The organism is Cytobacillus sp. IB215316, assembly GCF_033963865.1.
Classification (GTDB): domain Bacteria; phylum Bacillota; class Bacilli; order Bacillales; family SM2101; genus Nanhaiella; species Nanhaiella sioensis.
Genome location: NZ_JAXBMC010000009.1, coordinates 43,359 through 55,842, shown reverse-complemented (window position 1 = coordinate 55,842; position 12,484 = coordinate 43,359). Strand labels below are relative to the sequence as shown.

General features: G+C 35.1%; 10 protein-coding genes and 2 pseudogenes. 8 read left to right on the top strand and 4 right to left on the bottom strand.

Annotation, left to right across the window (positions count from 1 at the left end; translation table 11 throughout):
* The first annotated feature begins 45 nt into the window (after positions 1 to 45).
* From SLH48_RS14585 to SLH48_RS14565, 5 genes and pseudogenes are all read left to right on the top strand, one after another.
* Positions 46 to 627: an ECF transporter S component gene (locus SLH48_RS14585; RefSeq protein ID WP_214483476.1), complete on the top strand. Its 582-nt coding sequence runs from the start codon at positions 46 to 48 to the stop codon at positions 625 to 627.
* Between the two features lie 14 nt (positions 628 to 641).
* Positions 642 to 2,111: an ABC transporter ATP-binding protein gene (locus SLH48_RS14580; RefSeq protein WP_320258776.1), complete on the top strand. Its 1,470-nt coding sequence runs from the start codon at positions 642 to 644 to the stop codon at positions 2,109 to 2,111.
* A gap of 11 nt (positions 2,112 to 2,122) precedes the next feature.
* Positions 2,123 to 2,923: an energy-coupling factor transporter transmembrane component T gene (locus tag SLH48_RS14575; protein ID WP_320258775.1), complete on the top strand. Its 801-nt coding sequence runs from the start codon at positions 2,123 to 2,125 to the stop codon at positions 2,921 to 2,923.
* Positions 2,924 to 2,948: 25 nt separating this feature from the next.
* The gene (gene thiM, locus SLH48_RS14570; RefSeq protein WP_320258774.1) at positions 2,949 to 3,755 is read left to right on the top strand and encodes a hydroxyethylthiazole kinase; all 807 of its coding nucleotides are present in this window, start codon (positions 2,949 to 2,951) and stop codon (positions 3,753 to 3,755) included.
* A gap of 699 nt (positions 3,756 to 4,454) precedes the next feature.
* A pseudogene (locus SLH48_RS14565) lies at positions 4,455 to 5,363 on the top strand (RNA-guided endonuclease TnpB family protein).
* Positions 5,364 to 5,456: 93 nt separating this feature from the next.
* Here SLH48_RS14565 and SLH48_RS14560 read toward each other — a convergent pair.
* Positions 5,457 to 5,669 (bottom strand): annotated as a pseudogene (locus SLH48_RS14560) (zinc ribbon domain-containing protein); the annotation flags it as partial.
* 171 nt (positions 5,670 to 5,840) lie between these two features.
* On the opposite strand from SLH48_RS14560, the gene SLH48_RS14555 reads away from it, so the two are divergent.
* On the top strand, positions 5,841 to 6,716 hold the full coding sequence (locus SLH48_RS14555; RefSeq protein ID WP_320258773.1) for an SDR family oxidoreductase: 876 nt from the start codon (positions 5,841 to 5,843) through the stop codon (positions 6,714 to 6,716).
* A gap of 269 nt (positions 6,717 to 6,985) precedes the next feature.
* On the opposite strand, the gene SLH48_RS14550 is transcribed toward SLH48_RS14555, so the two are convergent.
* Positions 6,986 to 7,681 carry a 5'-methylthioadenosine/adenosylhomocysteine nucleosidase gene (locus tag SLH48_RS14550; RefSeq protein WP_320258772.1) on the bottom strand — a complete coding sequence of 232 codons (696 nt, stop codon included), beginning with the start codon at positions 7,679 to 7,681 and terminating at the stop codon, positions 6,986 to 6,988.
* Positions 7,682 to 7,810: 129 nt separating this feature from the next.
* Between SLH48_RS14550 and SLH48_RS14545 the strand changes: the two genes are divergently transcribed.
* Positions 7,811 to 8,272 (top strand): DinB family protein, encoded by a 462-nt coding sequence (locus SLH48_RS14545; RefSeq protein WP_320258853.1) that lies wholly within the window; start codon positions 7,811 to 7,813, stop codon positions 8,270 to 8,272.
* Between the two features lie 302 nt (positions 8,273 to 8,574).
* On the opposite strand, the gene aroA is transcribed toward SLH48_RS14545, so the two are convergent.
* The gene (aroA, locus tag SLH48_RS14540; protein ID WP_320258771.1) at positions 8,575 to 9,918 is read right to left on the bottom strand and encodes a 3-phosphoshikimate 1-carboxyvinyltransferase; all 1,344 of its coding nucleotides are present in this window, start codon (positions 9,916 to 9,918) and stop codon (positions 8,575 to 8,577) included.
* A gap of 120 nt (positions 9,919 to 10,038) precedes the next feature.
* Between aroA and SLH48_RS14535 the strand changes: the two genes are divergently transcribed.
* Positions 10,039 to 10,926 (top strand): LysR family transcriptional regulator, encoded by an 888-nt coding sequence (locus tag SLH48_RS14535; protein WP_320258770.1) that lies wholly within the window; start codon positions 10,039 to 10,041, stop codon positions 10,924 to 10,926.
* A 370-nt stretch (positions 10,927 to 11,296) separates the two neighbouring features.
* On the opposite strand, the gene ald is transcribed toward SLH48_RS14535, so the two are convergent.
* Positions 11,297 to 12,430, bottom strand: a complete 1,134-nt coding sequence (gene ald / locus SLH48_RS14530) for an alanine dehydrogenase (protein WP_320258769.1) — start codon at positions 12,428 to 12,430, stop codon at positions 11,297 to 11,299.
* Positions 12,431 to 12,484 lie beyond the last annotated feature (54 nt).

Below are 12,484 nucleotides of genomic sequence, written 5' to 3'. Positions count from 1 at the left end.
ACTTAGAGCGTTTTTGATTGATATAAAAGATAGGAGGAAATAACTATGAACAAAGGTTTAAAATTAACTGATATTTTAGTTACAATAGTCATTGCAATCGTATTTGGAATCGTATACAAATTATGGGGAACATTCTATGAAACGATAGGCGCATTTGGATTACAAGTAGATCAGCTTGCATATGGTATGTGGTTTATAGCAGCAACTGTTGCCTTTTTGGTTATTCGTAAAGCTGGTGTGGCAATTATTGCTGAAATGGCAGCTGCATCTGGTGAATTTATCATGGGATCTGAATACGGATTAGAAGTAATGCTATATGGGTTGTTACAAGGATTAGCTGCAGAACTAATATTTGCAGCAGCACGCTATAAACGCTATGATATCTTAATTGCTTCACTTGCAGGTGCTGCATCAGCAGTAGCATCAATAGGGATGGATTTTTACAAAGGGTATATTGGTGATCTAGCAGCTTGGAATTTAACATTATTCATTGGATTCCGAGTAATCAGTGGGATTATAATAGCTGGTGTTTTTGCATATTATCTCGTTAAGGCTTTGGAAGCAACTGGTGTTACAAATTTAGTTCGTCCTGCATCAAAAGAAGACTATGATGCGTTGGATAAGTAGTTGAGGTGTTATACATGCAAGAAATCACAAGTGTGAAAAACTTACGCTTAAAGTTTACTGGGAGTGCATCTTTATTATTTAAAGATGTCTCCTCTTCTTTTTATGAAGGGGAAAAAGTATTAATTCTAGGCCCTTCGGGATGCGGTAAATCTACGCTTTTGCAAGTGTTATCAGGAATCATTCCAAATTCGATTGAAGTACCTATTAAAGCTGATGAAATTATTACACCGGAATCTTGGGGATATGTTTTTCAAGATCCAGACACGCAATTTTGTATGCCCTTCGTTGATGAAGAAATTGCATTTGTGTTGGAAAATTTGAGGGTTAAGCGCAAGGATATGCCCGAAAAAATTCGCGAATATGTAAATATGGTAAAGCTTGAAGTAGATGACCTCCATACATCAATACAAACGTTATCAGGAGGAATGAAGCAACGCTTAGCGATTGCTTCAGTGATGGCCCTTCAACCTGAAGTATTATTTTTAGATGAGCCGACGGCTATGCTTGACCCAAAAGGGACGAAACAAATATGGGATACGATAAAAGATGTGAGCCGTGACAAAACGGTTATCGTCGTTGAACATAATATTGACCATGTATTAGATTTTATCGAACGAATTATTTTGTTTAATGAACATGGAGAAATCGTGGCAGATGGCCCTAAAGAGTATGTGCTGTCTACATATAAACAAGAGCTAATTGACCAAGGTATATGGTATCCTGATGCCTGGCATGACTATATTGCCAGAACAACAAAGCAAATTCCTACTGTACCTGTTTTGGAAGAATCATTTGTTAGCGTTTCACAATTCAAAGGGTATCGTGGAAAAAATGTAAAAATTGATATAAACAACGCAAATATTTCTGAGGGTGAATGGATTACGATCGTTGGTGAGAATGGTGCTGGCAAAAGTACGTTACTTCACTCACTTATGCAACTGATAAAAACGACAGGTAATTATACAATCGAAGGAAGACAAGTAAAGGAAATAGGTAAATTAACGGATTACTTAACATTTGTTTTTCAAAATCCCGAATTTCAATTTGTCACAAATTCAGTATATGATGAAATTGCCTTTTCATTGCACTTAGATAAGCTGGATGACCATGCTATAGATGAAAAAGTGACCACCTTGTTACATGAATTTCGTTTGAATGAGCAAAGAGATCAACACCCATATCAATTATCAATGGGGCAAAAGAGGAGGCTTAGTGTAGCTGCTGCAATTGTTAAAGAACAGCAAATTGTGTTGTTAGATGAGCCTACCTTTGGGCAGGATGCAAAGAATACATTTGCAATCTTAGAGCTAATCGAGCATTGGCGAAAGCAAGGAACGATTGTTTTAATGGTTACACATAGCATGGAAATCGCGAAATACTTTGCGACTAGGGTTTGGCTGGTTGATGATGGTGAACTTATTTTTGATGGTACTTCTCAACAATTTTTCCAAAGACAAACGAAAGAATTATCAATCAGCAGATAGGGGGGGAAGTCATGCAATTTGATTTTACCTATAAAGAAACTTGGCTTCATAAAATTAATCCTAGTTTAAAATTGATCACCATGATGATATTATTTTTGTCAGTTTTATTAATCCATAACATTAACTTTATGATCAATTATACAATTATTACACTAATATTGTTTATACTATTTTCTGGCCATCCATTGAAAAGGGTATTGCTTATTTTCATACCTTTTATATTTATTTTTGTTACAACAGCAACGTCAATGATTTTCTTCGGTAAAGGGGATACGACGTGGTTTAAATGGGGACTTGTTCATATTACAGAAGAGAGCTTCTTTCGTGGGCTTCATATAGGATTTCGAGCATTAACCTTTGCTTGCCTTGGCATCACATTTGCTTTGACGACTCGACCGGTTTTCCTTTTTTATTCGTTGATGCAGCAATTGAAGCTCTCACCAAAATACGCTTATAGTTTTATGGCTGGCCTGCGCCTTATCCCAATTATGATCGATGAGTTTCAAACAATACGCTATGCAATGAAAGTTAGGGGAGTGGAATCAAAGCGTGGGATGAAAGGTTTTTATGAAAAACTTCGTTCTTATGCTATACCGATGTTGTCACAAAGTATTCGTCGTGCACACCGCATTGCAGTAGCAATGGAAGCAAAGAGATTTTCACAAGTGGAAAATAGAACATATTACTATCAAATATCGTTTTCCAAATTTGATATATCATTTGTCATTTACTTTGTTACGATGATTTCTGTTGCTTATATCATAAGTAACCAGTATCCATATTTTCCAATTACAGATGTGAGGTACAATTAAATGATATTAAAGGAGGATTTACAGTATGGAAATTGCAAGTATTGTTTCAGCCTTAAATAAAGTAAGAGAACGACAGCCACTTGTGCATAATATTACTAATGTTGTCGTTACTAATTTTACGGCTAATGGGTTGTTAGCAGTTGGAGCATCGCCAGTGATGGCATATGCAAAGCAGGAAGTTGCGGATATGGCAAAAATAGCAGGTGCACTCGTCTTAAACATCGGAACCTTAAACGAAACTGAGATTGAAGCAATGATTATAGCAGGAAAATCAGCAAATGAACATGGTGTGCCAGTCGTATTTGACCCAGTTGGTGCTGGAGCAACAGCGTATCGAACAGAAACAGCTAAGCGTATTATAAACGAAGTACAGGTAGCAATCGTACGTGGTAATGCCGCTGAGGTTGCAAACGTCATTGATGAAAAATGGAATATAAAAGGTGTAGATGCTGGAGAAGGTGCTGGTGATGTAGTAGATTTAGCAAAAAAAGCAGCACTAAAATTGAATACAACAGTTGTCATTACAGGACAAAGTGATGTCATTACAAACGGAAAGACGACTTATACAGTGAACAACGGTCATCAAATGTTAACAAAAGTTACAGGAACAGGCTGTTTACTCACTTCAGTGATTGGTGCTTTTGCAGCAGTAGAACAGGATGTTGTTAAAGCAGCGGTATCGGCAGTGGCATATTATGGTGTTGCTGCAGAAGTAGCTTATGAGAAACAAGGTATGAATGGTGTTGGCAGCTTCCAAATTGAATTATTGAATCAACTACATAAAGTTAATAAAGAAGAATTAGTAAACAAGGTAAACTTTCATAAAAAATAATAATTCACGGTTAACTATTAGGTGGGGTGTTATTCTCTCATTATTTTTTCTAGCATTTACTATATTTAACATGTTATTTAATCGACAGTATCGATGATTATTTAAAGTACTTTAAACATCTTTTATGGTAGATGTTTTTGAATACTAGCCATTTACTTTGCTAACATGGTGATTTTTTTCACTTATATTTGAGTAACGTCTTTAGGGGAAAAAAGGTGCAAAATGTGTTTAGCTCATATTAAAAAAAGCGCTTATATTAACAACAAAACATATAGTTATCAATTTACCACGTACTTCTATGATTGTGAAAAATTAAAACCGACCTTTTATAAGGAGGTTTTTTTTGTATGCTTTTTTCGTAAACTTCGTGTGTATTTCATAGTAAAAAAAGCAACAATCAATGTGAAAACACATTTTATGCAACAACTTCGCACTTCAAATAAGTAACAAAAAAAGCAAGCACAGTAAAAATGATGAAAAATGATTTTTTCACTTTCACATAGTGAAAATTCAAGTGTGCATAAAATATGAGAGTAATGAGACGTTTTATTACCCCAGATAGAAGACCTCCACTTCAAACCAAAACAATGCGAAGCGAGTGAAGGTTAAGTGGGTGATGAATGGCGTTTGGCCTAAGCCAAAAACTCACTTCTAATATGGTATAATTAACCTAATTAATAGATAAGTGAGGTGAAGAAAATGCTAGTCAACAAAGCCTTTAAATTTCGTATCTACCCCACTAAAGAACAAGAAATATTAATTGCTAAAACTATTGGTTGTAGTCGTTTTGTGTTCAATCATTTTTTAGCTGCATGGAATGAAACATACAAACAGACTGGAAAAGGTTTAACATACGGCGCTTGTTCTACGGAGTTAACAAAGTTGAAAAAGGATTTGCAATGGCTTAAAGAAGTTGATAGCATTTCACTACAATCCTCACTACGCAACCTTTCGGATGCTTTTAACCGTTTTTTCAAAAAGCAAAATGACATCCCTAGATACAAATCTAAAAAGAATAAAATCCAATCGTACACAACCAAATATACAAATGGATACATTGCCATTGTCGATAACAAAATTAAATTACCTAAACTTGGACTTGTTAGGTTTGCAAAAAATCGAGATATTGACGGTCGTATTATCAATGCGACGATTAGACGTAATCCGAGTGGGAAATACCTTGTCTCTCTTCTTGCAGAAGTTGAAGCTCAGTCTTTAGAAAAAACAAACTCAGCCATTGGCGTTGATATGGGACTTAAACAGTTTGCTATTCTTTCAGACGGAACAGAATATTCAAACCCTAAATTCTTTCAAACTCTAGAAGGGAAGTTAGCAAATGCTCAGCGTATTTTCTCAAGACGCACAAAAGGTGGGTCTAATTGGAATAAACAACGGATTAAAGTAGCTCGTCTGCAAGAAAAAATTTCAAATGCTAGAAACGACTACTTGTAAAAAATATCTACTGATTTTGTCAAAAGCCACGACATTATTGGCATTGAAGATTTGCAAGTCAGCAATATGCCTCACGATAGAGATATTAACGCAGGAAAAAATCTAAGAAACGAAGCAATTCGTCTCTTAACCGTAGGAACTACGGGGATAGCCTAATCAATTAGAAGCCGTTAGGTTTCCGTACTTAGGAATCCCCCACTTCAATCATGACCGTAAGGTCTGATAAGTGGTGGGTAGTTCAAAGTTTTAATATTGGGTTCCGCATGATGGGCAATCCCATACATGTAAGTTTAGATTCTTAACGTCTTTGTTTTTCAAACCACAACTAGAGCAAAGTTGACTTGAAGCGAATGTTTTAGATACTACGATGACTTGTTTAACATACCATTTCGCTTTGTATTCAAGCATTGTACGAAATTTCGCCCAAGAGACTTCACTAATTGCTTTTGCTAGATTATCATTTTAATGTTTTGACAATATCCAAAAAATTAAAATATGAGTATGCTCATATTTTATGAATAGTTTATAAATGTGTTGTTAAAGAACTATAAATAGGTTTTTATCGTTATTCGCTTTTTGTGAAATTAAAATATAGGTCTTCTTAAATTGATGAGATTTTTGGAGGTGGAAGTGGTGGAGAAAGTTTTAGTTGCTGGAGCAACTGGTTTTTTAGGACGTCATGTAGTAAAGGTTTTAAAAAAAGAAGGTTATCATGTAAGTGTCGTAGTTAGGAATAAAGATAAACTGAAACGACGAGGTAATTATATGGAACCTGCAATTGATAAAGAAGTGGATCGTGTTATAACCGCTGAGGTTACGAATCCAATTACGCTTGAAGGGATCTGTGAAGGAATAGATTATGTTTTTTCTTCAGTTGGCATTACAAGGCAAAGGGATGGTTTAACATTTCACGAAGTTGATTATCAAGGCAATACCAATTTATTGAGGGAAGCAGAAAAAAGCAATGTAAAAAAATTTATGTATATTCACGTATTCCGTGGTGATGTTTTTGAAGGACCTATGACAGAAGCGAAAGAAAAATTTGCTAAAGAGTTAATCAGTTCTAAACTGGCGCATTTAGTTATTAGGCCAACAGGGTATTTTTCTGATATGACTGAATTTCTCAATTTAGCTTTAAAAGGTAGAGCTTTTTTAATTGGTAAGGGAATGAATAAATTAAATCCTATTCACGGGGAAGACTTGGCAAAATTTTGTGTGGAATCTTTTGAACTCTATTCTAATGAGGTTTTGGATGTAGGGGGGCCTGAAATATTAACCCATCAACAAATTGCTAAAATAGCTTTTAAAGTTATAGGAGGAAAAGAAAAGATAACCTATTTACCAGCAGTATTATTTCCACCCATGTTAAAAGTTTATAAAATGATAAATAAGCAACAATACGGTATATTTTTATTTTTTTATCAAGGGGTGACTCAAAATATGATCGCTCCTAAATATGGTTCCTTGTCGTTGGAAGATTTTTTTGTACAATATTTGAATGAGAGATAGAAAGATGTACAATGTGTCATAATACCCATTCTCTCAGATGAAAATTAACACTTACTTTGGTTTTGTTTAAATGACTGCTATTTTGATCATTTTTACTAAAATTTAACGTTTTAACCCTGCTCTCATTTTTTTGTTATAGTTTGAAAAATAGCCATCATTATATAAACCCACCTCTACAGGTGGGCCTTATAATCAATTTATATGGTATTATTTTAGCTAATGTTAAAATGTAAGTTTAAATCGATTTAGACATAGCTGCTTCATACCAGTTACATTACTACAGATGATATATTTTTTATCATATTCATTACTATCGTTGAAGACTTTTCTCCTGCAATTTTTTCAAAGGAATCATATGATAATGAAGCTTGTTCATCAGCATTATCGGATATACACCTAATGATAAGAAATGGGATATTGTTTAAAAAGGCTACATGACCAATTGATGAACCCTCCATTTCTACACAAGCAGGTGAGTATGTATCAATGATTGTTTCTTTTATTTTACTGTCTTCAACAAAACATTCGCCGCTAACAATTCTACCTATATGATATGCTGTCGATTTTAGTGAATCACAGGTTGTAATCGCGCAGTCTATTAGTTGTTTATTTGCATAAAATGCTTCTTGGTAAGGGAAAAGATTTTTCATTTGAGAACTTCTCACATCATGATGAGTTACATCTGACGAAACAACAATGTCACAAACTTTTATATCATCTCGTAAACTACCAGCCACGCCAGTATTAATAATCGCATTAATCTCAAACTTATTTATTAAAATCTGTGTACAAGAAGCTGCATTTACTTTGCCCACTCCACAGCGAGTAAGTATAACAGGCTGATGAAAAAGAGTTCCTTCATAAAAAGAAAAGCCTGCAATTTTGTGTTCTACCAGGATTTCCATTTCTTTTTTGAGCAGGTCAATCTCAACCTGCATTGCTCCGATAATAGCTATTTTTTTCAATGACTATTCACCTCAGTTTATACTTGACGTAATTACAATATATTAAAGTTTGACGTAGCATGCAAAAAATATTTAACTTAATAGATTATAAATTATAGATTGGAGCTAATAAACGTGTTGTCAAGTAACATATATCATTTATTCAAATACAATTGGCACGTAAGAGATGAATGGTTCCGTTGGTGTAAGCAATTAACTGCTGAAGATTTATTATTAGATCGTGTTGGAGGCGTTGGGAGCATTCTTTATACGTTATTTCACATTATTGATGTTGAGTACAGTTGGGTTCGTGCAATTCAAGGTGAAGAGGATAAGGTGATAGAATTTAAAAAATATCATACGCTTGAGAACATTATTTCACTTTCATATGCCTGTCGCTCTGACATTGAGGGCTTTATTGAGAAAAACTCACAATGGTTAGATGATGAACATGTTACTGTGTCGTGGGATGACGAGGAATTTACGAAGCTAGAAATTTTAAACCATGTCATTGTTCATGAAATTCATCATCTCGGTCAACTATCTGTTTGGGCCAGAGAGCTAAATTTAGTACCTGTTGGCGCACATTACATTGGAAGGGGGTTGAGATAAGCCAGATTCTACTCGGCTACTTTATCGAATCTCACCCCATTTAATAAAAACGACAGGACCTTCTGTTCCTAGACGTACTGAATGAATACAGTTGTTTGAGGTATTAACCGAACCTTACGATATATTAATTAATGGCTCTTTTCGTAAACTTTTGTTGCTTTGTTCACTCAAATTTGACAACCGATGTGTATTATATGATGTATATGGTTTTTAGAAGAGAGATGATGCCATATGAGTTTATTTCTTTAGCGAAAAACAACATTTAATGCAGAAACTGTCTTTGGTAAATACCATTATACGCTCTAAGATACACCTAGTCCTAGCTCTTTTAATAGATCAAAATAAGTTGGACATGTTTTTGAAACACATCCCGGATTATCAATCATAATTCCTTCAACACGAGAGCCAATCAGTGATAGAGCCATGGCGACTCTATGGTCATCGTAAGATTGTAATAAAGTTGGGGTTGGTTCTCCTGGATAGACAGTCAAACCATCTTCAAATTCTGTCACTTTAATATTTAGTTTTGAAAGAGATGTACAAATGGCATTTATTCGATCTGATTCATGATGTCTAATATGAGCTACTTCTTTAATGGTAATTGGTCCGTCAGCAAACGGTGCAATTACTGCAACGGTTAATGCTTGATCTGACATCTCTTTCATGCTAATTTCGAAGCCTCCCTTTAACCTCGGTGGTCCTTGTACTTCGATAAAATTAGCTCCTTTTGTCACCTTACAGCCCATACGAGCCAAAATATCAGTTAATTGAATATCAGGCTGCTTCGTTTGATAATTGATATTTGGTATACGTATTCTTCCATTAGTTATCGCAGCTAAAGCTAAGAAATAACTTGCTGTAGATATGTCGGGCTCTATATGAATGTGTTGAGCTACATATCTCTTTGGCTCAATTTTTATATAGCTAAGGTTTTTATCATATTGAATTTCTGCACCGAATTTTTCCATTAAATCAAGTGTAATATTTACATAGGACTTTTGAACAATGTGATCTAATATTGCTATGTTAACAGTTTCTTTTGCATAAGGTGCAGCTAGCAATAAACCACTAATAAATTGACTCGATAATGCACCCGAAATTGGAATATTTCCTCCTTTAAAGCCTGATCCTTTTACCATTAGAGGATAGTATCCTTCTTGTCCCAAGTATTTTATGCTAGCCTTCGTTTGTAATAGCGCATCTATTAATGGCTTTATAGGCCGCTCACTCATTCTTTTGCTAGCATGTATTTCCCAAGATCCCTTATTGGCTATCGCTAACACACCTGGTAAAAATCTTGCAATGGTGCCAGCAGCACCGATATATAGAGGTTCACCTCTTTCTGACCACATGCCGTTTAATCCTTCGATTGACACTATATCATCATTAATCGAAATGCCTACCCCTAAATTACGTAATGTTTCTAGGCACCAATACGAATCATCACTTTTTAGTACACCTGAAATGACAGATTTCCCAGTAGCTAAAGCACTTAAAATCAATGCTCTATTAGTAAAGCTTTTACTACCTGGGATCGTTACTATACCATTTACGTTACCGATTTTTGGAGAAATCTTTATTACATTTTTGTCTCTTAATGAGGACCAAGGAGACCTAGCCTTCATGTCTATTAATGAGTTCTTCATATTTTGCACTCACCTCATCTAATAATTTTTTATCTTACACGTATGTCGCTTCCCGTTTTGTATATTATAATTAACTTCTAGCTATAAATATAATTAATGTTATTTATAGCAAGTATAGAGGTGATTTATATTATTGAGAATTTAGATTTGTATCGTGTTTTTTATATTTCTGCAACAGAAAAAAGTTTTTCACTTGCAGCAAAAAAAATGTTTTTAACACAACCTAGCGTTAGTCATTCAATAAAACAATTAGAGGAGAAGTTAGATACTTTACTGTTTGTAAGAACATCAAAAGGAGTTAGGTTAACAAAAGAAGGGGAAATGTTATTTCATTTTGTAGAGCAAGCCTTTCATTTTATTGAAAAAGGTGAGAAAAAAGTTAATGAATTAAAAAATTTAATGAGTGGAGAAATAAGTATAGGAAGCAGTGATTCTTTATGTAAACATTATTTACTTCCTCATATTAAAACGTTTACTGACAAGTATCCACAAGTTCAAATTCAATTAAAACACGGGACGACACCTAACATTATTGAGTTGTTAAAAATAGGGAAAATTGACCTAGGGATTGTCCACTTGCCAATCGAAGATAATCAAGTGGACGTTACCGAGTTCATTAATATTCATAGCTGTTTCGTCGTAAGTTCAAAGTATAAGAAATTATTAAAAAATGAAGTATCATTAAAAGACCTTTTGACTTATCCACTCATTACATTTTCTAAAAACAGTAGCTCTAGGAAGTTTATAGAAGCTTTGTTTAAAAAACATGACTTAACTATTGAACCTGAAATAGAACTGGGGAGTGTAGACTTGCTCATTGAATGTTCCAAAATTGGTCTAGGGGTTGGGTTCGTGACAAAGGAGTTTGTTACTGAAGAGTTAGAACAAAACTTACTTTATGAAGTGAACTTGCAGGAAGATATACCGGTTAGGAAACTTGGCATCGTTACATTAAAAAATACGCCTATTTCAGTCGGCTCTAAAAAATTTATAAAATCGATGAAGTAGAAGGAACTAGTTAAAAAGCATCATGAAATGTACATACAATAAAAGTGACATTTGCATGTAGTAGAGGATTTTTTATAACTACCATATCACCTCATCGATTCACAATTAAACAAGCTATCGCTCGGGTAACATTAAGAATGATGTATTGATGGAGCTAACTACAAAAGAATGTGCATACATTCTTAAGTCCTGAGACTGAGATCTATACTATGGGTTGTTATTTTTTTATCCATATGCTTCAGATGAACAGAAGGCTTAGCTTGCTGTTATTGTATGTAATACATTACAAACAAAAGAACAATTACCTTGGCTACTACTAGAGGACGACCTATTAATAAGTCGTCCTCTGTCTTTTATATTTACATCTTTGTTAAATAGTTGTTAATTCTTTATTGAGTGCTTGATCAACTGAAATGTACTCGTATCCTAAGTCTTTTGCGACTGCTTCATATGTTACTGAACCGTTCGCAACATTCACACCAAGCTTTAAAGACGTATTATCTGCGATTGCTTTTCCGACGCCTTTATTAGCAATTTGTAACGCATACGGAACTGTTACATTCGTTAAAGCGATCGTAGATGTACGCGGTACAGCACCAGGCATGTTTGCAACTGCATAGTGGACAACGCCGTGTTTCGTATATGTTGGATTATCATGTGTTGTAATATGGTCAACTGTTTCAAAAATCCCACCTTGATCAATTGCAACATCAACAATAACAGAACCTGGTTTCATCGTAGCAACCATGTCTTCTGTAACTAGTTTGGGAGCTTTCGCACCAGGAATCAAAACAGCCCCGATAACTAGATCGGATTCTCTTACTGCTTCTGCGATATTTAACGGATTCGACATTAAAGTTTGTATGCTATTTCCGAACAGGTCATCCAATTGGCGAAGACGTTCTGGGCTTAAATCAATTATCGTTACATCAGCACCAAGTCCAGCAGCAATTTTTGCCGCATTTGTGCCGACTACGCCACCACCGATGACAGTAACTTTTCCGCGTGAAACACCTGGAACTCCACCGAGGAGAATACCTTTTCCGCCTTTCGGTTTTTCTAAGAATTGCGCACCTATTTGTGAGCTCATGCGCCCAGCAACCTCACTCATCGGTGTTAATAACGGTAATGTGCGATTTACTTCAACTGTTTCATAAGCAATCGCTGTTACTTTTTTATCAACAAGAGCTCGTGCAAGTTCTGGTTCTGCAGCAAGGTGAAGGTATGTGAATAAGATTAAGCCTTCGCGAAAGTAATTGTATTCAGAAGGAAGTGGTTCTTTGACTTTCATAATCATATCTGCGCTGTCCCATACCTTAAGAGCAGAATCAATTATTTGTGCGCCAGATGTTTTGTAATCTTCATTTGTGAATCCGCTTCCAACGCCTGCATTCGTTTCAACTAATACACTATGCCCTGCATTCGTTAATGCTACAACTCCAGCTGGAGTGATTGCAACACGGTTCTCATTGTTTTTAATCTCCTTAGGTACCCCTATAATCATCCTTTTATCCCCCTTGATAAATGTCACTAAATAACATGATCATATATTTAAGGT